This window comes from Streptomyces spectabilis, from assembly GCF_008704795.1.
Lineage (GTDB): Bacteria > Actinomycetota > Actinomycetes > Streptomycetales > Streptomycetaceae > Streptomyces > Streptomyces spectabilis.
On record NZ_CP023690.1, the window covers coordinates 182448 to 204874 of the forward strand.

Annotated in this window: 12 protein-coding genes and 5 pseudogenes; 11 read left to right on the plus strand and 6 right to left on the minus strand. The window is 70.0% G+C overall.

The genetic code is table 11. The features are described 5' to 3' along the window. Window positions 1-7 precede the first annotated feature (7 nt). The 5 genes and pseudogenes from CP982_RS00765 to CP982_RS00785 all read left to right on the plus strand — a co-directional run. Complete coding sequence (locus tag CP982_RS00765) at window positions 8-5299, plus strand: type I polyketide synthase (protein WP_150508662.1); 5292 nt, start codon at window positions 8-10, stop codon at window positions 5297-5299. Window position 5300: 1 nt separating this feature from the next. Continuing rightward, window positions 5301-6287, plus strand: a complete 987-nt coding sequence (locus CP982_RS00770) for a spirocyclase AveC family protein (protein ID WP_150508663.1) — start codon at window positions 5301-5303, stop codon at window positions 6285-6287. An 85-nt stretch (window positions 6288-6372) separates the two neighbouring features. Further along, entirely contained in the window at window positions 6373-7827 is a 1455-nt protein-coding gene (locus CP982_RS00775; RefSeq protein ID WP_150508664.1) for an NAD(P)/FAD-dependent oxidoreductase, read from the plus strand. Window positions 7828-7890: 63 nt separating this feature from the next. Then, window positions 7891-8723: pseudogene (locus CP982_RS00780) on the plus strand (IS5 family transposase). A gap of 61 nt (window positions 8724-8784) precedes the next feature. Beyond that, window positions 8785-9388, plus strand: a pseudogene (locus CP982_RS00785) (transposase family protein); the annotation flags it as partial. Between the two features lie 1043 nt (window positions 9389-10431). On the opposite strand, the gene CP982_RS00795 reads toward CP982_RS00785, so the two are convergent. Continuing rightward, window positions 10432-11259, minus strand: coding sequence for a helix-turn-helix domain-containing protein (locus tag CP982_RS00795; RefSeq protein WP_144323997.1), 828 nt, complete (start codon window positions 11257-11259; stop codon window positions 10432-10434). Between the two features lie 112 nt (window positions 11260-11371). On the opposite strand from CP982_RS00795, the gene CP982_RS00800 reads away from it, so the two are divergent. Beyond that, complete coding sequence (locus CP982_RS00800; RefSeq protein ID WP_150508665.1) at window positions 11372-12148, plus strand: alpha/beta fold hydrolase; 777 nt, start codon at window positions 11372-11374, stop codon at window positions 12146-12148. Window positions 12149-12584: 436 nt separating this feature from the next. Then, a complete protein-coding gene (locus tag CP982_RS00805) occupies window positions 12585-13427 on the plus strand; it encodes an IS5 family transposase (RefSeq protein ID WP_150508666.1) in 843 nt (280 codons plus the stop codon). Window positions 13428-13537: 110 nt separating this feature from the next. Here the strand turns inward: CP982_RS00805 and CP982_RS00810 are convergent. From CP982_RS00810 to CP982_RS00830, 5 genes and pseudogenes are all read right to left on the minus strand, one after another. Continuing rightward, window positions 13538-14048, minus strand: a pseudogene (locus tag CP982_RS00810) (GNAT family N-acetyltransferase). A gap of 239 nt (window positions 14049-14287) precedes the next feature. After that, window positions 14288-15430 carry a site-specific integrase gene (locus CP982_RS00815; protein ID WP_229879411.1) on the minus strand — a complete coding sequence of 381 codons (1143 nt, stop codon included), beginning with the start codon at window positions 15428-15430 and terminating at the stop codon, window positions 14288-14290. Window positions 15431-15510: 80 nt separating this feature from the next. Then, window positions 15511-16620: an alkene reductase gene (locus CP982_RS00820; RefSeq protein ID WP_150508667.1), complete on the minus strand. Its 1110-nt coding sequence runs from the start codon at window positions 16618-16620 to the stop codon at window positions 15511-15513. Window positions 16621-16876: 256 nt separating this feature from the next. Then, window positions 16877-17872: an Lrp/AsnC family transcriptional regulator gene (locus CP982_RS00825; protein ID WP_150508668.1), complete on the minus strand. Its 996-nt coding sequence runs from the start codon at window positions 17870-17872 to the stop codon at window positions 16877-16879. A gap of 110 nt (window positions 17873-17982) precedes the next feature. Then, window positions 17983-18822: a LysR family transcriptional regulator gene (locus CP982_RS00830; protein WP_150508669.1), complete on the minus strand. Its 840-nt coding sequence runs from the start codon at window positions 18820-18822 to the stop codon at window positions 17983-17985. Window positions 18823-18915: 93 nt separating this feature from the next. Between CP982_RS00830 and CP982_RS00835 the strand changes: the two genes are divergently transcribed. The 4 genes and pseudogenes from CP982_RS00835 to CP982_RS00850 all read left to right on the plus strand — a co-directional run bounded on the left by CP982_RS00835 (window position 18916) and on the right by CP982_RS00850 (window position 22286). Further along, window positions 18916-19665: an SDR family oxidoreductase gene (locus CP982_RS00835; protein ID WP_150508670.1), complete on the plus strand. Its 750-nt coding sequence runs from the start codon at window positions 18916-18918 to the stop codon at window positions 19663-19665. Window positions 19666-20054: 389 nt separating this feature from the next. After that, window positions 20055-20287 (plus strand): annotated as a pseudogene (locus tag CP982_RS43185) (transposase); the annotation flags it as partial. Between the two features lie 223 nt (window positions 20288-20510). Continuing rightward, window positions 20511-21101, plus strand: a complete 591-nt coding sequence (locus CP982_RS00845; protein ID WP_229879410.1) for a chemotaxis protein CheB — start codon at window positions 20511-20513, stop codon at window positions 21099-21101. Window positions 21102-21454: 353 nt separating this feature from the next. After that, window positions 21455-22286 (plus strand): annotated as a pseudogene (locus tag CP982_RS00850) (IS5 family transposase). Window positions 22287-22427: the final 141 nt, after the last annotated feature.

Below are 22427 nucleotides of genomic sequence, written 5' to 3' on the forward strand. Positions count from 1 at the left end.
GGGCGTCGTGTCGGCACTGGGTGCGGAACCGATCGCGGTCACCGGTGTGGGGTGCCGTTTCCCGGGGGGAGTGGAGACGCCGGAGGGGCTGTGGCAGCTGGCGGCGGACGGTCGGCAGACGGTTGGCCCGGTCCCGGCCGACCGTTGGGACGCCCAGAAGCTCGCGCTGTTGCACGACCCGGAGCTGCGGGAACGGGCCGCTGTGGGCTGCTTCCTGGACGGGGACGTCTGGGCCTGGGAACCCGAGGCGCTGTCGGTTGCGCCGGCCGAGCGCGAGTGGGTGGATCCGCAGGCCCGGGTGCTGATGGAGACTGCCCGGGAGGCGGTGGAGCACGCCGGACTCCCGGTGGACCAGCTGCGTGCCACCCGCACCGGCGTCTATGTGGGCACGTACGCCCTGGACAACCTCTTCCGTGAGGCCCGCCCGGTGGAGGACGCCCCCAACAGCCCCTATCTCTTCGGGAATTACCATGCCGGTCCCGCGGGTCGGGTGGCGTTCGCGATGGACCTGCGCGGCCCGGTGATGGTGGTGGGCACGCACTGTTCCGCGGGGCTGGTGGCCCTGGACACCGCCTGCGGGGCGCTGGCCCTGGGGCAGTGCGATGCAGCGCTGGCTGGTGGTGTGCTGCTGATGCTGGCGCCGCAGACCCACTATTTCGAGGCGCCGCTGCTGCTGTCGCGGCGTGGTGCCTGCCATGCCTTCGATGCCCGGGGCGACGGCTATGTGCGCGGTGAGGGCGCGGGGATGATCCTGCTCAAGCGGCTGACGGATGCTCAGCGGGACGGGGACCGGGTGCTCGCGGTGATCCGGGGCAGCGCGGTCAACAACGATGGCCAGGCCACCCGGCTGACCGCGCCGTCCACCGAGATGCAGCAGGAACTGTTCCGCGAGGCCGTGCGGCGGGCAGGCATCGACCCCGGCGAGGTGGGTCTGGTCGAGGCGCACGGGCCGGGTACGGCGGTGGGTGACCCGATCGAGTACACCTCCATCAACGCCGTGTACGGCAAGGGGCGGGGGCGGTGTGCGCTCGGTTCGGTCAAGACGAACATCGGGCACTGTGAGCCGGTCTCCGGGATCGCTGGGCTGATCAAGACGGTGGAGTGCCTGCGTCGCGGGGTGATCCCGCCCAACCAGAATTTCCGCTCGTGGAACCCGGGCATCGACCGGGACGCGGGCTCGCGGCTGTTCGTGCCGACCGAGCTGACCGAGTGGCCGGTAGACGGCGTGCCACGGCGAGCCGCGGTGTGCTCGTACGGGGTGAGCGGCACCAATGCGCACGTGGTGCTGGAGCAGGCGCCGGCGCCGCGCCGCAGGCGTGCACGGAAGGCCGCCCGGCACGCCGCGGACGGGCCGCGGCTGTTCCTGCTGTCGGCGGACTCGGCCGGGGCGCTCGCCGACTCGGCCAGGCGGCTGGCCGCCTGGCTGGAGGGCCCGGGTGCGCAGGCGGATCTGGGCGATGTGGCGCACACCCTGGCCATGCGCCGCCGCCATGCGGAACACCGGCTCGGCATCGTCGCCGCGGACACGGTGCAGCTACGGGCGCGCGCCCGGGCCTTCGCCGGGGAGGATGAAACGGACGGGGTGGCCAGCGGTGTGCCGCTGCTGGCGCCCGGGCATCCGGGGCCGGTGTTCGTGTTCACGGGGCAGGGCTCGCAGTATCCCGGGATGTGCCGGGAACTCCTGGCGAGCGAGCCGGCGTTCGCCGCCGCCGTTGATGAGCTGGAGGCGCTGATCTTCGCCGAGTCGGGGTTCTCCCTGCGGTCCATGATCGAGGAGCCGGAGGGGCCGGTCGGCGTCGACCGAATTCAGCCCGCCCTGTTCGGGGTGCAGGTGGCATTGGCGGAACTGTGGCGTTCCTGGGGCTTGGAACCAGCTGCGGTGATCGGGCAGTCGCTCGGCGAGGTGGCGGCGTCGGTGGTCGCCGGGGTGCTCTCGCGTGAGGACGGGGCGAAGGTGATCTGCCGCCGGGCGGCCCTGCTGGCGCGGATCGCCCATGGTGCGATGGCCTCGGTGCTGCTCAGCGCCGAGGAGACCCGGGCGGCGCTGGAGTCGGCCGGGGCCGACGGCGTCGACCTGGGGGTGCTCACCGCACCTCGCACCACGGTGATCTCCGGCGACGCGGCGCAGGTCCGCGCCCTGGTCGAGCACTGGAACGAGACCGGCACCGTGGCCCGGATGGTCGACGTGAACGTGGCCTCGCACTCCTCGCAGGTCGACCCGGTCATCGATGATCTGCACGCCGTGCTGTCCGAGTTGCCTGACGCCCTGCCCGGTGACATCCGCTTCTACTCCACGGTCAGCGAGGACCCGCGCGGCCCCGGTCCGCTGAATGCCTCCTACTGGGTGCGCAACCAGCGCGACACCGTGCACTTTCAGCGGGCGGTGACCGCCGCCCTCGCCGACGGGCACCGGCTCTTCGTCGAGTGCACTGCGCACCCGCTCGCCGCCCGGCCGATCCACGAGATCGCCCGTCAGACGGGTGTCGACGACGTCGTCACGGTCGGCTCACTGCGCCGCGGTGCAGCGGATCAGGAGGCGTTTCTCACTCATCTGGCCACAGCCCACGCGGCTGGATGCGGCGCTCTCGACCTCGCCAGCCGCTACGGGGACGGACAGCTGGTGGACCTGCCCACCACCGCCTGGAACCGCACCCGACATGGTGGCACCGCCGCCCCGTACACCCTCGTCGCGCCGCATTTCCCGGCAGCCGGCCAGCATCCGCTGCTCGGCGGCCACGTGCACGACCCCGACCGGCCCGGCCGTCATCTGTGGCAGACCCCGCTGGGCCCCCGTCGGCTGCCCTGGCTTGCCGACCACAAGGTGGCGGGCCTCCCCGTGCTGCCGGGCACCGGATTCGCCGAGATGATCCTGGCCGCCGCCGAGGTGCTGGACGCCGGCCCCGTCCTGCTCACCGGACTGCGTATCGAGGCGCCACTGGTCCTTGACCCTGAGCCCGAGGTCACCACCCACCTCACCGTCGACGGCGACCAGTGGCGTGCCGAGGTCCTCACCCGCACCGCCGACGGCACCGTGATCCATGCCCATGCAGCCGTACAGGCGCTTGCCACGTCCGCCCCGGCCCCCTGCCCGGACGCCGTGCACCGGCCCACCGGCGACTGGCGCGACACCGCCCCGGCCGCTCTGTACCGGCACTTCCGGGAACGGCACGACGTCCACCACGGCCCCGCCTTCGCGGCCATCGACCGCATCCGGCTCCGTCCCGAGCGCGGCGGCGCGCTGTCGGCGGTCCGGATCGCCGACAGCGCGCGCGTCTCCGCCGCCGCGATGCGCCTGCACCCGGCGCTGGCCGACGAGTTCGTACAGACCGCCGTCGCCGCCTGGCTGGACACCTGCGCCACCAGCCCCGGCCCAGTGGTGGTTGCCGGGTTCGACGAGATCCGGATCTACGGGCCCACCGGCCACGCCCGGCACGCTTCCGTCACCCTGCACCACGCCGACGACCTCACCTGCACCGCCTCCGGCACCCTGGCCACCGACGACGGCACCGTCGTCGCCGAACTGCGCGGCCTGCGCCTGACCAACATCACCCCGCCCGAACAGCGCTACACCGACCGCCTCGCCCACCTCACCTGGACCCCCGCGCCGCCGCCCACGCTGGAGCGGACCACCGCCCAGCAGTGGCTGGTTGTGGCCCCACAGGACACTCTGTGGAGCGAGCGCCTGCACCTCATGCTCAGCAAGCATGCCGCAGGCAGCCACCTGCTCAGCTGGCCCTGTGGCCGCCCGCTCGACCCGGAACAGCTCACCAAGACCCTGGACGACGACAGCCGGCCCTCGCCCAGCCATGTGCTGCTCGCCCTCAACGGCGAGGACACACAGGCCGCCGCGGACGGTGGCCGCGCCGCCGTACTCCGCGTGCTGACCGTGCTCCGCACGCTGGCCGCCCGCCCGACGCCGCCCCGCCTGTGGGTGCTGTGCCGGGCGGACCAGCCGCTGGCCGCCGCCGGAGTCCGCGGGCTGCTGCGCACCGCCGCCTTCGAACACCCCGAGCTGAAACCCAGCAGCCTGGAGCTGTCCGGCAGCACCGCCCTGGAGGCCGTTCTGCCAGACCTCTTGAAGGAGCCCACCCCGGTCACCGAAATCTCCTGGCACCACGGCGCGCGCGGCCTCACCCAAGTCCGCCGCGGTCCCGGGCCACGCCACCCGGCGAGTCCGCCCTCCCCGTTGGTCCGCCCCGACGGCGGCTACCTGATCACCGGCGGCCTGGGCGGGCTGGGCCTGCTCACCGCCCGCCGGTTCGCGGAACGCGGCGCCTGCCGCCTCGTCCTGGCCGGCCGCAGCGCGCCCGGCCCGGAGGCCGAACGGGCCCTGGAGGAACTACGCACGGCCACCGGCGCCGCCGTCGAGGTGGTTCTCGGCGACATCGCCGAGGAAGACACCGTCCGCCGGGCGCTCGCCGCGGCCCGCGCCAACGGGGCCATGCTGCGGGGCATCATCCATGCGGCCGGGGTGGTGGAGGACGCCACCCTCACCAACCTCGACACCGCCCTGCTGGACCGGGTCTGGCGCGGTAAGGCCGAGGGCGCCTGGGCACTGCACCGCGCCACCCTCGGCGCGGAGCTGGACCACTTCGTCCTCTACTCCTCCATCGCCTCCCTGATCGGCTCCCCGGGGCAGGGCGCCTACGCGGCCGCTAACGCCTTCCTCGACGCCCTGGTCACCCACCGCCTCGCCCTGGGCCTGCCTGCCACCGGTATCCACTGGGGCGCCTGGTCCCAGGTCGGCCGCGGCCAACACCTCGTCGACCGCGGCTTCGTGATGATCAACCCGGGCGACGGCACGGACGCCTTCGAGCGCATCCTGACCGAAGGGCACCACCAGATCGCCTACTCACCGATCGACGCCGCCGTGTGGACCGCGCCGTACCCGGCCCTCCGCCACTCCACCCTCCTGGCCGAGCTGCTCACCGACGCCCCCGCCGCCGTGGACGATACGTCTCCAGTGCGCGACGCGGTCCTCACGACGGACAACGCCGCCGAACGCCACCAGCTCCTGCAGGACTTCGTCATCGACCAGGTCCGTGAACTGCTCGGCAATACCGCCCGCCACATCGGTGCCCACACCAGCCTGGTCGTTCTGGGCCTGGACTCGCTCGGCGCCGTACAGCTCCAGCAACGCCTCCAGAACGCGCTGCACATCAAGATCAAGCCCGGCGTCATCTGGGTCAACCCCAGTGCCGCGGCCCTGGCCGACGCGCTGCTGGAGGCCATGAAGCTCCCTCCGACGCCGCACGACCACACCCCTGCGCACGACGACCTCACTGTGGAGGGCCGTTGACATGACGGAACACACACTCCGCACCCCCCAGCCCATCCCGGCAACACCGCCTCCCGCAGCGGCCGCCGGCTGGTGGCGCCGCCCGGTCCTGTACTTCGCGGCCGCCGGAATCCTGAGCCCTCTCATGGGGGCCTACGTCATGGTCCGGTGGCTCACCACAGACGGGTTCCACCCCAGGACCGGCGACACTTCCGCCCTCAGCACCGCAGACCAGATCAAGGTTTGGGCCGGGCAGGGCGGAGTCCTCCTCATCGCCGTCGCGCTCATCGTGTGCGCCGTCCTGCACTGCCGACGGCACCGCACCTACACCTTCGAAGCCGCGCTGTGCACCGGCTACGCATCGGTGTTCTGGATGGGGCCGCTGCTGCAGTTCCGGCACCACGGCACGCTCTACAACCCCGCAACGATCCATGTCCCCACGTGGGGACCGCACATCCCCGGATGGAGCAGCCCGGACGCCGCGAGCCAGATAGAACCGCTGTTCGGTGCGGGGGTTGGATTCCTGACCAGCGGCATCTGGCCCGTCGTCACGGCCTTCGCGGTATGGCTGGTCCTCCTGCGCCGACGCCCCCACCTGAGCGGGATCCGCTTCATCCTCGCAGCCGTGGCCGTCGGAGCCGTCGTCGACGTCGTACTGGAATGGCTCTGGATCCTCTCCGGCGTCTGGTCCTACCCCGCCGGGTTCCCCGCCCTCACCCTCGCCGCAGGCGCCTGGTACCAGATGCCCGTCTACTACGCCGTGATCATGGGCCTGCTGTGGGCCACCGTCCCGTACCTGGTCTGGCGTCACTACTCCCAGCACGGCCCCGGATCGACGATCACACGGGGCGTCCACCGGCTCCCCAGCCGCCTGCACACCACGGCCCGGACACTCGCGGGCATCGGCTTCATCAACGTCTGCGCCCTGAGCATCGCCGCCAGCTACTGGCTGGTCAGCCTCATCCCCGGACAGCAATGGCCGGACAGCTTCCCCTTCCCCCTGGTGTGAACGAGCACGCTGCGCACCGCGCGGCCCACAAGTTTCACGACGGCATACCCCATCCGCAGACCGCCACAACCGCCGGGAGTCCGCGATGCCCCGCTCCCCCTCGCCCCGGCGCCAGCACGCCGTCGTGCTCGGCGCCGGCATGGCCGGCCTGCTCGCCGGCCTGGCGCTCGCCGACCACTTCCCCCGCGTCACCATCGTCGACAGCGACAGCCTGCCCGCCGGGCCGCACTCCCGATCCGGCATACCCCAGGGCAACCACGCCCACGGCCTGTTCGTCCAGGGCCTGCGCGTCCTGGAACGCCTGCTGCCCGGCATCAGCAGTGACCTGGTGGCACGCGGCGCGGTCCCCGTTGACATCGGCGCCGACTACGCCTGGGGCACGATCCACGGCTGGGGCAGCCGGTTCACCTCCGGCCACCACGTCCTCGCCGCAAGCCGTGCCCTGTTCGAATGGGCGGTTCGGCAACGCGTCACCGCCCTGCCCCCAGTGTCCCTGCTCCCCCGGCACCGGGCAGAAGGACTCATCGGCACGGCAACAACGGTCACCGGCGTCACTCTGCGCAACACTGACAACCGCCGCGCCGACACCCTGGACGCCGATTTCGTCGTCGATGCCACCGGACGCGGCTCCCGCGCCGCCCACTGGCTCGCGGCCCTCGGCCACCCCCGCCCGCCCACCACGGTCGTAGACCCCCACCTCGCCTACGCCACCAGGACCTACAAGATCCCGTACCCCCCACCGCCCTGGCTCGTTTGCTACCTCATGATGACCGCCCCCGCCACCCGCGGCGGCATCATCTCCCCACTGGAAGGCGGCCGGTGGATCGTCACACTCGGCGGAATCGGCGACGACCAACCCACCAACGCCGAAGCCGACTTCCTCCCCTACGCACGGACCCTGCACCATCCGGCCCTCGCCGACGCCCTCGCCACCGCCACCCCGCTGACGCCCGTCACCACCACTCACACCAGCGCCAACCGCCGTCGGCACATGGAGAACCTCACCACCCAGCCCCGCAACTTCGTCCTGCTCGGCGACGCAGCCTGCTGCTTCAACCCCATCTACGCCCAGGGCATGACCGCCGCCGTCCTCGGAGCCGACCTCCTGCACCACTGCCTCGAACGGCACCACGGCCCAGACGGCCTCGCCGCCGCCTACCACCGGCGACTGGCCACACTCCACGACACCTGCTGGCTGCTCTCCACCACCGCAGACTCACGCTTCCCCACCACCGAAGGCCCCGCCCTGACCCCTACCCAACGGATCCTGGGCCGCTACCTCACCCACGTCATCCGCGCCGGCACCCGCGACCCGCACGTCCAGAAAACCTTCCTCAACGTGGTGAACATGACCTCCCGTCCCTCCGCGCTGCTCACCCCAAGGCTCGTCACTCGGGTCGTGACCGCCCGCCCAGCCCGCCAACAGCCAGGACACAGCTGGCCACCCCCGGCGGGCGCCCCCAGGGGAACAGCCCCCGCACCAGCCAGGGCCACGACCGCCGACAACGCGACCACATACTGGTCACCGCCGCAGACGTGAGCTTGTCCTACTGTTCTAGGTCCTGTCGTCAAATGACGATCTTGGGTGGTGGATCATGGTGGGGTGATACGTCGCCATGAACTGTCCGATGCCGAGTGGGAGTTCGTCCGGCCGCTGCTGCCCGCGTCGTTGCGGGGGCGCAAGCGGTTGGACGACCGGAAGATCCTCAACGGGATCGTGTGGAAGTTTCGCACCGGCACGGCTTGGCGGGACGTGCCCGAGCGGTACGGGGCATGGGCCACGCTGCACACCCGTTTCCGGCGCTGGGCCAAGGACGGCACGTTCGAGCGGATGCTGCACGCCGCCCGGACCAGAGCCGACGCGGCAGGCGACATCGACTGGCTGGTGTCGGTCGACTCCACCATCGTGCGTGCCCACCAGCACGCGGCCGGGGCCCGAAAAGGGGGCCTCGCGCCCCCGGCCTCGGACGCTCCCGAGGCGGCCTGACCAGCAAGATTCATCTCGCCTGCGACGCGTTGGGCCGCCCGCTCTCCTTCACTGTCACCGGCGGGAACACCAATGACTGCATCCAGTTCACCGCCGTGATGGAGGCGATACGGGTGCCGCGCATCGGGCCGGGTCGGCCCCGCGTGCGGCCCACCCATGTCCTGGGCGACAAGGGCTACAGCTCCAAAGCCATCCGCGTCTGGCTGCGACGGCGCGGCATCCGCCACACCATCCCCGAACGGGCCGACCAGATCCGCAACCGGCTCCGCCGCGGCAGCCGGGGCGGGCGACCGCCGACCTTCGACAAGGCGGCCTACCGGCAGCGCAACGTGGTGGAACGGTGCTTCGACCGGCTCAAGCAATGGCGCGGCATCGCCACCCGCTACGACAAGACCGCCGAGTCCTACCAGGCAGCCATCACCCTCGCGTCGCTCCTGATGTGGGCGTGACACTTTCACGACAACCCCTAAAGCCTGTTGCAGAAGGCTGTGAGCTGGGCACCTTCTGGGTATGGCTGGGGTGCTGAGGGCTGAGCGAGAGTGGGTGGAGACGTTCACCGGGCTGCGGTTCGGTGCCTTCCAGCGGCTGCTGAAGGTGGTGCGCGAGCGAGGCGGCAACGGCACCATGAGGGGGCGACCGTGGTGTCTGCCGCTGGGCGAGCGGGTGCTGCTGGTGGCCGTGTACTACCGCACGAACCTCACCATGCGGCAGCTGGCGCCGCTGTTCGGGGTCTCGCCGGCCACTGTGTGCCGAGTGATCCGAAAGCTGGGACCACTGCTGACGCTGGAGCCGGTGACGCCTCCGGCGGACGCAGCGGACCGGCTGTGGATCGTGGACGGCACGTTGATCCCGGTCCGCGACCGCACCATTGCCGCCTCCTCGCGCAACTACCGGTTCTCGGCGAACGTGCAGGTCATCATCGATGCCGACACGCGCCTGGTGGTAGCAACCGCCCGCCCGGCCCCGGGCAACAAAGGCCGACGCCCAGGTGTGGCGGAACTCCGGGCTGGCCCGGCACTGCGAGGGCGTCACCGTGCTGGGCGACGGCGCGTACTTCAACACCGGCCTGGTGGTGCCGCACCGCAAACGCCAGCGGCGCGGTCCGCCACTCCCCCGGGCACCACGTGCCACGGGGCGCACGCCAGCCGCCCGCACTACCGGAAACCCAGGACGGACTCCCCCGCGCCGGTGCCGCCCTCCGCAGCACGGTGATCTTTCAGCCGCCGGCGCAGATCCGCCCGCGGCCTCGGCGCTACAGCCCTTCCCCGGGACCGCACCCGCGGCGCCTGCGGCATGCAGCCTTCCTGGAACGAAGCCGCCGTACGGAACGCGGCGAAGAGCAACCACCGCAAGGCACCCCGCAAGCAGCACCCGCCCTGGGGCGACACTGCTCTGCCGTGCAGTGGCCACGTTTGTGACGGCGACCGGCAGTTAGGCAGAGCGGACCCAGGCCCGGCCCGGGCCTGACAAGGGCCCTCTCACCTGCGGCCCCGCCGGGCGGCTTCAACTGACCCGAATCAGGTGATTGAGGTCCTCATGGCCAGGAAGCTGGGCGCGGGGAAGCCGCTGGCCTCTCCCGTCCGCTGGGCGGTCGCCCTGCCACGGCCCCAGCCACCGGGCCGCTTGATGCCGCTGACGCCCCCACGGTGGGCCTTCCCTGTCCGAACGGCCCAGTCCGTCGGCCCGGCAGGCGGCGGGCGCTGGACCACAACCCAGAGCAGGGCCACGATACCGACCGCGCCCTGGATGGAGGCCCCGGCCAGCTCCCCCGCACCCGGGCTGTCCAACAGCCAGACCAACGGCGTCGAAACGATGCCCGCCGCCGCCAGCACCACGACCGCGATCTTCCGCCCCGCGTCATGCCCCCCCGCACATCCCCCTAACGGACCGCCAGCCCAGCATTCCGCTGCGTCATACGGGATCGCCACCTTGCCGTCAGACCGTCAGCACATACGGGGTTGGTACTGGTGGGCTCGCGTATTTAACCGTCGCCGGTTCTTGGGGGAAGCCAGGGCGATGCTGACTGTATGTAGCTAAGAGTCCGCGCAGATAGGCGCGGTGGTACCCAAACAGCGAGGCGGGTACTGGGCCCTGGCGATCACGGAGGTGCAACACTCTGTGATCATGGATTTGAGTGCCATTCTTAAGTAGACCCCCTCACTCGACGGCCACCGTCGCCTGCCATGCGCCCGGGCGCATGCCGGTCGCCTTCCGGAAGAACACCGAGAAGTTGGACGCGTCGGGGAAGCCGAGCGTGTTGGCGCAGGCGGCCGCGGTGAGGCGGTCGTGTGCGAGGAGCCGTTTGGCTTCCAGGACGATCCGATCGACGATGTACGCCTTCGCGCTGCGGCCGGTGACCTGCTGCACCGCTCTTGAGAGGGTGCGGGGCGCGTATCCCAGTGTCCGGGCGTAGTAGCCGGCGTCGTGATGTTCCCGGTAGTGCGCTTCGACGCTGGACCGGAACAGTCTAAACACCGGATTGATCGACCGTGCTTCGGCGTGCGGGGGCCGGAGCCGGGCGATGAGCGCGGAGAGCAGGATCTCGGGCAGCTCCGTCGAGCTATCCCCTGGTGGGGCGGATGCTTCGAGGAGGAGATGGTTGCGGGCGGTGTCGACGAACGGCCAGTCGGCGTCGGGAATGTTCCAGTGTGCAACCAGGTCCGGGGACCCGACGAGCTCCCGGGTGGCGTGGGTGACCGGCGCGGTCGGCACGAACAGCACGACGTGCCCAGCCACGCCAGCGATGTCATCCCATCGGTGCACAGCTCCAGGAGCGACCCACACCGCGGACCGCTCCTGGAGCGGATGTCGGAGGAAGTCCACGGTGACGGATCCGTGCCCGGCATCGACGACGGCGAGGACGTGGAAGTCGGCACGCTGTGTCCCGCCGTCGTTCAGCTCGCGAAGGCGGTCGAACGTCATGGTTTCGACAGTGGCGGCACGGCGCCCGACGGGCTGGTAGGTCATCTGCCGGATCACAGTCATCTGTCCAGTTTCCACCATCAGGCGACCAGTCATGCCGATGCCCCGGCACAGCGGCAGAGATTCAATGAACACACAGAACAACCGCCCCAGAACACTGATCGAGAGATTCACGATGAACACGACGCAGCAGCCGCTACTGCCCGCTTATGACCACCGGCCGGGGACCGGACCGACCCTGGTGTTTCTGCACTACTGGGGTGGATCCGCCCGCACCTGGGACCTCGTCGTCGACCGCCTGGCGGGACGCGACATGCTCACTGTCGACTTCCGCGGGTGGAGTCGCTCGAGCAACCTGGCCGGCCCTTACACCCTCCGCCAACTCGCCGATGACACGCTCGCCGTGATCGCCGACGCGGGCGTCACCGACTACGTCCTCGTCGGACATTCCATGGGTGGCAAGGTCGCGCAGCTCATCGCGGCGACCCGGCCCGTCGGCCTCCGGGGGATCATCCTCGTCGGTTCCGGTCCGGCGAAGCCCGCCGCAGGGATCACTCCCGAGTACCGGGAAGGCCTTTCCCACGCCTACGACTCCGACGAGTCCGTCGCCGGCGCACGGGATCACATCCTCACCGCGACCGAGCTGCCTGAATCGATCAAGTCGCAGATCGCGACCGACTCGCGGGCCAGCACCGACGCCGCCCGCACGGAGTGGCCGCTGCGCGGCATCGCGGAGGACGTCTGCGAGCACACCCGCATGATCAGCGTCCCCGCCCTCGTCGTCGCCGGGGAGAACGACCATGTCGAGCCCGTCGACGTGCTCGTCAACAACCTGGTGCCCTACCTCTCCGGAGCCGATTTCACGGTGATTCCGAACACGGGTCACCTGATCCCGCTGGAAGCTCCGGCCGACCTCGTCGACGCAATCACGGCATTCGCACCAGCAGCCTGACCATCTGCGCGGCCTGAAAATCGACTTCGTCCCCGATCACCCGCGGGACGCCCCGCCGCGTGACAGTGCGAGGCCTAGGCCCGACCCTCCCGCGTTGATACGCACCCCAGCCAGACCTCTTGCCGCCGCCGACCGGGGCGACAAGCAGGTCGGTCTCATCGCCCGGCGCCGTGCCGAGACACGCTCAGCAGGTGGGGCCCTTGTTCATGGACTACCTGTAGGCCGGTGACGTCGAGGGTCTGCTGTCGCTCTACGAGCCGAGCAGCGACGACTTGACCGCCTCGTGGCCCGGGGACGTCTGCGGACCAAGTTCGAGCCCGCGGCAAGGCCACGTGGCCTCTGACCTGATCGTCGTGGACACCAGCCGACGAGCAGCGCGAGTAGTTCTCCTGCCCAGAGCCGTGACCACGATGCACATCACTCATTGGGGAGACCTGTGCCTGTGCTGCCATCACGGCTGACCGAACCGCTCTGGGACCAATTGGCGTCCCTGCTGCCCGAGCGGCCGGAGTACCACCCGGACCATCCGCTGGGCTGCCACCGCCCGCGCATCAGCGACCGGATCATCTTCGACAAAATGCTGCAACTCCTGCGCTTCGGCTGCTCCTACCAGGCGATCGCCGACACAACCTGCTCGGCCACCACGATCCGCAACCGCCGCAACGAGTGGATACGACTCGGCGTCTTCGCCAGGTTCAAGCAGATCGCGCTGGAGTCCTACGACCGAATCGTCGGCCTCGTCCTCGACCAGATCGCCGTCGACGGCTCGATCACCAAAGCCCCTGGAGGCGGCGAGGTGTCCGGCCGCTCCCCGGTCGACCGCGGCAAACAGGGCCTGAAACGCTCAGGCATGACGGACGGATACGGCATTCCCCTGGGCCGCGTCCTGGCCGGTGCCAACCGCCACGACTCCCCGTTGCTCGCCCCGACCCCGGACCGCCTGGACGACCTGGGGCCGTTACCCGACGACATCACCGTGCACCTGGACGCCGGCTACGACTCGGACAAGACCCGCGCGCTACTCAGCGAACGCGGCCTGCACGGACGCATCGCGCACAAGGGGGAGAAGGCGCCCATCCAAGCCAGCCAGCGTTGGCACGTCGAACGCACCCACGCCTGGCAGAACGCCTTCCACCGCCTCGCCCGCTGCTACGAGCGCCGGCTCACCGTCATTGACGCCTCCTTCGACCTCGCCGACGCCGTCATCACCGTACGTAGCCTGATACGTCAGGCATGGATGACTCACCGCTGGGACGCACGCCCACACCGCAGCCCATGAATACACGCCTATCTGCGCGACCTCTAAAGCAGCTCGGTGGCTCATTGTCTTGCCCAGGCCACTGTGGGTGGTGCCGCCGAGTGTGCTCGGCGGCGTCCCTGCTTTGATGCTCAGTCGTGAGTCACCGCGAGGGTATTGAACGAGATCCAGACGTCAGGAGGCAAGTCGGGCCGACCTGGTATCGGTCTGCGTTCCTCGGTCCATGCGTCGTCGGTGATCTCCGTGGCGACGCGACGCCAGAAGTGCACTGCGGCGATGTTGGAATCCTGAAACGCAACTTCCCACGAGCCTGGGTGCCTGGCCACGATCTCCTGAACGGCGAGCAGTCCGATCCTCGTCCGCCGCGCGCCGCGCACCACGAAAAAGCTGTTCAGCACGCGCGTCGGGACGGTCAAAACTGCGGACGAACACGAACCCAGCAGGGCTGTCACCACTCGTGAGGAGGTACGGCGCCCAGTCGGGCTCAGAGAAGGCCATGTGGAGCCGGTCGCTGCGGAAGGTTCCGTCAGCGTTGGGCAGCAGACCGTCGAACTCCGACATGTCATGGCGGAACATCAGCCATAACCGCTCAACTATGGGGCGGTCGGCGATACCTGCGAGGCGAATGGATACGTCTGGCACGAGACTCCTTTTGCAGAGGTGGTCAACCAGCGAGCTCCGTATGCGCGGATCGGCGATACCGAGGCTCGGGACTGACGTCCATTTGATCAGCGCTGGTCCCCGGAAAAGCGGCCCCAGGGCATGAAAAAAGCCTCCCCGGCGGATGTCGTATCCGGGCCAGGAAGGCTCACTACTGGTGGAGATCTTAGCAGGTGAGTGCGAGAGCCTGTCCTGCACGGAGTACTGGTGGGCTCTCGTATTCAACTGTCGCTGGCTCGCCGAGGAAGCCAGCCTGTTGGTGACCTTGCGTGATCTCCTGGGGCGTATCGGCTCCATGCTCCGCCGGTCTCTCTGATGAGGCGGCTGGTGGTCTTGTCGTGGTAGCCGAGGGCATCCGCGACGACGGGGCCGGGTAGTTCGAGGAGTTGCTGCCGGATGGCGGCGCCGCGGGCAGCGGCGGCCGGGACCCCGACCTCGTTCAGGAGCGCGGACAGATGATCCGGGCGGGACGGCTGGCCGGCTCGGCGGCCCGGGAAAAGCCAGCGGGACGCTGGGTTGGTGGCGATGTTCATGTTGTCGCGGTTCGCTATGTGCTCCAGCAGCAGGGCTGCGACCGGTGCGGGAACGGGTGAGGCGGGTTCCCCGAGCCGTAGTAGCACGCTGTCGCCCTCGCGGATCACGTCGTCGACGCCGAGCCGGACGATGCGGCTCACGGGCTGCGCGTAGAGGAGCACGATGACTCCCGCGACACGCAGACGCATCGGAATCTCCGCGTCGGTCAGCAGTCGGCCAAGGGCATCGAGGCGCTCGTCCTCGCTGAGCGCGGCCCGCCGGGAGACCTTCATCGCGGGGATGGAGAGGGTGCGGCGGCAGCGGCGGCTCTGCATCGCCCAGCTGAGGAAGGCTCGCAGGCAGGTGCGGCCGTGTTCGGTGTTCCCGGACCACCAGGCGTCGATGTCGATCTGGCCGCAGGACGCGAGAGTGCTGTTGCGCTCGCCGAGCCATTGCAGGAATGCGGTCGCGTACTTGATCTGCTCGGCGGCGAACCGTCGGACGCTGGGTGTGATGTGGCTTCGCTCGGCTCGGGCCCGCAGCCGAGGAAGGACACGCCAGGTCGCGAAGAGCTTGATCGTCTTGACGTGCTCGGGGTCGGCGATGCGGGCCAGATGCCCGGGAAGCCAGCGTTGGAAGGAACACAGGTACTTGTCGACCGCGGGCAGGACTCCGCACGTCATCAGGAGTTCTTCCAGGTGAGCGGCGGCCCGCCAGGGCTGGAGCTCGTGGAAGGCGTCGTGGGTCAGCGGGATCTCGCCGAGGCCGAGCCGACGCAGCAACTGCGAGGCGTTTCCCGGCTGGCCGCGGCGCATCTCCAGCCAGGCCAGCCCGCTCCTGGGCTTGTCCATCGCCACCAGCAGGTCGAACAGCGGAACCAGTGCAGGGTGGGAGTGTCCGGCGCCGTCGTCCTCCTGGTCTGACCCGACCGTCAGGGCGTCGCGTGCACACCGGCTTCGGTCAGTGCCGGATAGTCCGTGTAGCCGCGGTGGTCGCCGCGGTAGAAGGTCGCCTGGTCGGCCGGGGCGACGGCGCCGCCGGTGCGGAGCCGTCGCACCAGGTCGGGGTTGGAGATGTACAGGGTGCCGAAGGCCAGGATGTCGGCCAGGCCGTCTTCGATCAGGTGCAGGTCGCCCGGCCCAGCGGGCCAGGATTCGGGGGTCTCGTGCGGGTTGAGCATGAAGACCGACGGCCAGGCGGCGCGCAGGCGCCTGGTGAGCGCCCGGTGACCGGGGAACTCGAAGATGTGGAGGTAGGCCAGGTCACCCCGCAGCTCGGACACCAGGGCCGGGTACAGGTCATCGACGTCGGTCTCGGTGAGGCCGAAGGCGGGGCAGCCGGGTGAGATCCGCAGGGCCAGGCGTCGCGGACCGATCCGGGCGGCCACGGCGTCCACCAGCTCCAGCACGAAGCGGATACGGCCCGCGATGGAGCCGCCGTAGCGGTCGTTGCGGTGGTTGGCGTTGTCGGAGAGGAACTGCTGGATCAAGTAGCCATAGGCGCCGTGCAGTTCCACCCCGTCGAAGCCGGCCCGGATGGCGTTGTGCGCGGCCTGCGCGAAGTCTTCTATCGTTTCCCGCACCTCCGTGATGCTCAGTTCGTGCGGTGCGGGGTAGGGCTTGCGGACGGCGGGCTCGGCGCTGCTGATGCGCACCATCCCGTCGGCCGCCACGGGGGAGGGGGCGACGGGGTGCAGCCCGTCGCCGAGCAGTTCGGGGTGGCTGTTGCGCCCGGCGTGCATCAGCTGGGCGTAGATCCGGCCGTCCGCCGCGTGCACCGCGTCGGTGATCGGGCGCCAGGACCTCACCTGCCGCTCGTCGTGCAGGCCGGGGGTGTCGGTGTATCCCTGGCCCACGCGGCTGGGCTGGAGCGCCTCGGCGATGATCAGGCCCGCCGTGCTGCGCTGCACGTAGTACTCGGTCATCAGCGCCGTGGCGGACAGCCCCTCGCCGTAGGCGCGGCGGCGGGTCAGCGGCGCCATGGCGATGCGGTTGGGCAGCGTCAGCGAGCCCAGGACGATGGGGGCGAAGGCGGTGGTCATGAGGTGCGGTTCCTTTACGGGTGGCAGAGCCGGTGCGGCAGTTGCCAACCCTGACAACCGGCCCGCTCCACGACCAGCCGGCCCGGGAGTTCTGGCGATATCCGATGACAGCGCGTCCGACCGCAGCGTTTTCTTCCTCGCCTTCATGGAACGGTTCGTCACGGAGGCAGGGCGGGGCAGGGGACACGAGCTCTGACACACCGACGAGCAGGGTGTCGGAGGTTCACGGCAGGCTATTTCAGGCGATCCGGCCGGCTCAGGGCCGCTGCCGTGGCATGCGCCGGGCGGGACCGCCCTCCTGCGGGCGGCCGACCTGCTTGATGGTGCGTGTCGCCGGTGCGGTCTCCACCGACCGGATGCCCGGGAGCTGTGCCACCGGGCCGGTCAGGTAGGCGTAGAGCGCCTTGGTGTCGCGGCACTGCACACTGGCGTACAGGTTGGCCGGGCCGGTCGTCGCGGCGGCGAAGCTCACTTCCGGGTGGGCGGCCAGTGCCTCCCCGGCAGCGGACAGCGCGCCCGGTTCCACCATCAGCCACAACGAGGCCAGCGACCGCAGACCAAGCATCGCGGCATCGAAGTCGATGTCGAAGTACACCACCGAGGTACGGCGCAGTTCGGCGAGCCGACGTCGCACCGAGGTCTGCGACCAGCCCGTGACGGCTGCCAGGGCCCGGTAGCCGGCGCGGCCGTCCTCGGCCAGCGCGTCCAGCAGCGCCTGATCCTGGTCCGACAACACCGCGCGGTCGCGGTCCGGGGCCGTGGCGGGCGACGGCAGCACGGCGCACTGCGCGGTGGTGAGCGGGCCGTGCTTGACCAGCGGGCTGACGGCGCCCCCGCAGAACGTGTACAGGACGCAGTGGGCACTGACGCCCGTCAGCCGGGGTGTGCGCGGTAGCTGGGCGAGGGCCGTGGAGGCCGGGCCGATCCGCAGCATGCTCAGGATCTCCGCACCTCCGGACATCTCCAGCACCCAGGAGGTATCCGGTCGGCGGGCCAGAGAGCGCGACAGCGCGCCGGCCGCCTCCGGAGCACACTGCACGCGCACCAACCACACCTCCTGGCCGACCGCTTCGGGCCACGTCGTGCCCCGTACGTGCACCGCACCGCCCGCGCGCAGCGCGCGGTAGCGGCGGGCGACCGTCTGGTCCGACACTCCGAGGATCTCCGCGACGGCGCTGAATGCCACCCGCCCGTCGATCTGGAGCGCCTGCAGCAGCCCCCGGTCGATCTCGTCCAGCCCTACCCCACTCATCACGAACCACCGTCCAAGAAATCTTCCGGGTTGGGCAGCTGTCCCGGAGCGTTGGGCTGCCAGTTGCTTGAACGGGGCTGTCGTCGGGCGGCCGCCCCGCTCATCGGAGTTCAAAGACGTGTGGCCACGCGGATCAGGTCAGCGACTGTGCGAAGGCGGCTGTGCGGCGGCCAGGCGATCACCGTCGTCACGGGCGGAGCGTCCAGGACCGGCACGGCGGCGAGGTCCCGGCGCAGGTCGCCGCCGGCCGACTCGGGAAGGACCACGGTGGTACGGCCGAGCGCGATCAGCTGGAAGACCTGTGTCAGGTTCCGTACCTCTGGGCCCAGCCCTTCCGGGTAGCTGCCGCCGGGACCGGGCCAGCGGGCTACCGGGAGCGTTGGCAATGAGGCGACGTCGGCCATCCGGACCTGGGAGCGGCCGGCGAGCGAGTGTGAGGCCGGCAGGATCGCGACCTGTCCCTCGGTGCGCAGGGTTTCGGTGTCGAGCCCGGCTGCTGAGTCGAAGGGCAGGTGCAGTAGGGCCACGTCGGCTTGCCCGTCCTGCAGCAGCTGCTGATGCTGGTGTGCCTCGCAGAGCAGCAGATCAACGGTGGCTGCGCCGGGTTCGGCGGCGTAGGCGTCGAGCAGTTTCGTCAGCAGCTCGCCTGCGGTGCCGGATTTGACGGCGAGGACGAGGCTGGGATGTGTAGTTGCGGCCCGTTGGGTACGCCGCTCAGCTGCGGTCACCGCGCTGAGGATCGCGCGCGCTTCGTTCAGCAGTACGGCCCCGGCCTCGGTGAGCGTGACCTTGCGGCTGGTGCGTTCCAGCAGTGCGATGCCGAGCCGCCGCTCAAGCTGGGAAATCGTGCGGGACAGCGGCGGCTGAGCTATCCCGAGGCGCTGGGCGGCCTTGCCGAAGTGCAGTTCCTCGGCGACGGCGACGAAGTACCTCAGCTCGCGTATCTCCATGAGCCCAGGCTAGTGACGGCAGCCGGCAGATCAATACCGTTCGGGTATCGCCGCACTACCGAGAGGGTGTTGGTGCCCGGCGGCGGCGCGGGCATGCTCGCTGTCATGAGCGAGAACACGAGCGAGAACATGGTCGCACTGGTCACTGGCGCGAACAAGGGGATCGGGTATGCGATCGCGGCCGGTCTTGGCGCACGGGGCTGGAGCGTCGGTGTCGGCGCCCGGGACGGGCAGCGCAGGGAGGACGCCGTGGCGAAGCTGCGCGCCGCTGGTGCCGATGCGTTCGGCGTACCCCTGGACGTCACCGACGACGGGAGCGTGAGCGCCGCGGTCCAACTGATCGAGGAACGGGCGGGACGCCTCGACGTACTGGTCAACAACGCCGGCGTGGCCGGCAGCTGGCCGGACGAACCCACGACCGTCGACCTGGAGACCGTGCGGCGGCTGGTGGAGACCAACGTCATCGGCGTCATCAGGGTCACCAACGCGATGCTCCCGTTGCTGCACCGCTCCGAGCACCCGCGGATCGTCAACCAGTCCAGCCACGTCGGCTCCATGACCCTGCAGACCACGCCCGGCGTCGACCTCGGAGGGATCAGCGGGGGCTACGCGCCGACCAAGACCTACCTCAACGCCCTCACCATCCAGTACGCCAAGGAGCTGAGCGGCACCGGCATCCTGATCAACAACGCCTGCCCCGGCTACGTGGCCACCGACCTCAACGGATTCAACGGGACCCACACCCCCGAGCAGGGCGCGGCGATCGCCATCCGTCTTGCGACCCTCCCGGACGACGGCCCGACCGGCCAGCAGTTCGACGACAACGAGGTCGTCCCCTGGTGAGCTGGCCTTCGGATACCGAACGACGACGACTCCCTACATCAGTCCGACGGCGGGTGTGAGTAGTCGCGGTACAGGAAATCCCGGTGAGACTCAGCGTGCTCCCCCACCTCCCGCTCTAGCCGACCCGAACACTCCAGCACGCCCCCGCCAGCCTCAGGAGAAAGACCGTGCCCAACGACCGCCAGGAGCTGACGCCCCGCGCCGCCCGTGCCCACCAGTACACGTGCCGTCTGCCGGACGGCATCCACACCGCAGACGAGGACCTGCTCGCCGCGCTCTGCCACCTCTCACCCGCCGAAGCCTCCGACAGTGCAGGCCCTCGTCCGCGCCGGCACGTGGCAGATGACGAACGACAAGAGCAGCGGCCCGCTCTACCGCTTCCGGCCCGCGGCACTCTCGTCACCTGGGCCAGGACGTCTCTCGGGCTGACCGTCAAGACTGTCAGCCGCCCCAAGGTGCGAGTGGCTTCGTGCTGCTGCCGCGCCGGTGGATCGTGGAGCGCTCCCTCGCATGGATCTTGCACGCACGACGGCTGGTCAGAGATTACGAGAGGCTGCCCGTCCATGCGGAAACAATGGTCAACCGTGCGCTCATCATTTTGATGTCCCGCCGCCTCGCCCGGCCCGCGGCCCACCTCACCGCGGCCGCCGTCCGCCCCACAGCGGCTCTCCAGGCGGCGTGAGCGGAGCGGCTTCTGATCTCCCGGTCGGTCTTCTGCTCTCGATCCAGGTGGAGTTGGACGTAATCACCCATCGCAGGCTCCCAGCCCCCGAGCCATGACCGACTGTCCGAGGCAGTTGGAGCCGCATCGCCGACTACGCGGCTCCAGTGGCTACTCTCCTGACGTGAATACCGACTCTTCCTCTGCATCTGATCACTGTTGCGTTTTGCTGGCCGCCTCCGCGGGCGGAGTTGAGGGTCTGGGAACGCTGCTGGGCGGCCTGAGCAGCGAGCTGCCGGCGTTCGTGCTGGTGGTGCAGCACCTGCGCCGCGGCCGCGAGACTAAAATCGTCCCCGTGCTGTCCCGCCGCACCGGCCTCCAGGTCAAACTGGCGCAGGACGGGGAAGAGCCGCGCCTGGGATCGGTGTATATCGCCCCGCCCGACCAGCACCTGTGCGTGCGCACGGCAGGCAAGCTCGCGTTGACACAAGAGGCGCCGGTGAAATTCTCCCGGCCGGCCGCCGACCCGCTCTTCGAATCGGCCGCGAAAGCCTACGGTTCGAAGACCATCGCCTGCGTGCTTACCGGAACCGACGGCGACGGCACCCGAGGCATTACTGCCGTGAAGGCACACGGTGGCACCGTCATCGTGCAGGACCCGGACACCGCCGAGTTCCACGGCATGCCCCGCTCAGCGATCAACACGGGCCTGACCGACCTCGTCCTGCCCCTCAAGGACATCGCACCGACCATCATGCGGCTGGTGCGACGTTGAGGTTACGAACGCCTTCCCCGACACAACCCGCCGCGCTCCTTTGACATGACTGCTTCAGCAGCAGGTTCGCCATCGCCTACCTCGGGCGGGTGCAACTGCACGCTGAGGTCTACCTCCAAGCGTTCCGCACGCTGTCTGCAGCCCTTACTGAGTGTTTCGCCCTGTCCGAATCCGTTACGTGATGGTTCGAGGCGGCTGACAGGACGGCACTGAAGTGAGAGGCGGGCCGCCCGTTCGACGTGAGGCGCCAGAGGGCTGTTTGATCCCGATGCCTCCTGTCTGATCCCAACCCGGGCCTGCTCGGTGGGCTTTGACCGCTGGTCGGGGCGGCGACCGCGCAGCACATCTGAAACATGACCGCCCACAGCGGCTACCCCAGCGACCTGTCCGACGAACGCTGGCAGCTGATCGAGCCGGTGCTCACCGCCTGGCGGGCCGAGCGCCGCAGCCGCGGCCTGGACATCGGCCGTCCGCCCGAGCACGACCTGCGCGCGCTGATGAACGCGATCCTGTACGTGGACCGCACCGGCGTCCCCTGGCGCTACCTGCCGCACGACTTCCCGCCCTGGCCCACGACCTACCACTACTTTGCCTGCTGGCAGCAGGACGGCGTCTTCGCCCAGCTCACCGGGCTGCTGCGGCACCTGGTCCGGGAGGCCGAAGGACGCGACGGCGAACCGTCGGCCTGCGTGCTGGACTCCCAGACGATCAAGACCTCCGCCAACGTACCCCTGGCCGACCAGGGCACCGACGCGGGCAAGCGGATCATTGGCCGTAAACGCCATCTCGGCTGCGACACCCTGGGCCTACTGCTGACCGTGCTGGTCACCGCCGCCAGCGTGTCCGACACCGCGGCCGGCGTGACCCTGCTGTCCCGCATCGCCGCGGCTCATCCGCGCATCCGCAAGGCCTGGGCGGACGCCGGCTACCGCACCACCGCCATCGACCACGGCGCCCGCCTGGGCATCGACGTCCACCCCGCCCAACGCCCGCCGGGCGTCAAGGGGTTCACGGTCATCCCGAGACGCTGGACGATTGAGCGGAGCATCGGCTGGCTCATGCACCACCGCCGACTCGCCCGCGACTACGACCCCCCGGTCTGAAGCCATGATCCACCTCGCCATGATCGACCTCATGGCCCGTCGCATCACCGGCCAAGCCACCCCGAACTGGCGCGGCACCTGACCCGGGATCAAGCACACCTCACAGGGCGAAACACTCAGTAAGGGGGCCGCGCGCGATGCGCGCGGCGCTGTCCCGATCACGCGAGCCCTGCGCGCGGCGTCTCAGCGGCGCCCTGCGCGCGCAGGCCCGTTACACCCCTGG

What these genes read in the sequence shown, in the direction of transcription:
- CP982_RS00770 (WP_150508663.1), top strand. Translation starts at nt 5,301, where the DNA reads ATGACGGAACACACACTCCGCACCCCCCAGCCCATCCCGGCAACACCG.
- CP982_RS00775 (WP_150508664.1), top strand. Translation starts at nt 6,373, where the DNA reads ATGCCCCGCTCCCCCTCGCCCCGGCGCCAGCACGCCGTCGTGCTCGGC.
- CP982_RS00795 (WP_144323997.1), bottom strand. Translation starts at nt 11,259, where the DNA reads ATGACTGTGATCCGGCAGATGACCTACCAGCCCGTCGGGCGCCGTGCC.
- CP982_RS00800 (WP_150508665.1), top strand. Translation starts at nt 11,372, where the DNA reads ATGAACACGACGCAGCAGCCGCTACTGCCCGCTTATGACCACCGGCCG.
- CP982_RS00815 (WP_229879411.1), bottom strand. Translation starts at nt 15,430, where the DNA reads ATGGACAAGCCCAGGAGCGGGCTGGCCTGGCTGGAGATGCGCCGCGGC.
- CP982_RS00820 (WP_150508667.1), bottom strand. Translation starts at nt 16,620, where the DNA reads ATGACCACCGCCTTCGCCCCCATCGTCCTGGGCTCGCTGACGCTGCCC.
- CP982_RS00825 (WP_150508668.1), bottom strand. Translation starts at nt 17,872, where the DNA reads ATGAGTGGGGTAGGGCTGGACGAGATCGACCGGGGGCTGCTGCAGGCG.
- CP982_RS00830 (WP_150508669.1), bottom strand. Translation starts at nt 18,822, where the DNA reads ATGGAGATACGCGAGCTGAGGTACTTCGTCGCCGTCGCCGAGGAACTG.
- CP982_RS00835 (WP_150508670.1), top strand. Translation starts at nt 18,916, where the DNA reads ATGCTCGCTGTCATGAGCGAGAACACGAGCGAGAACATGGTCGCACTG.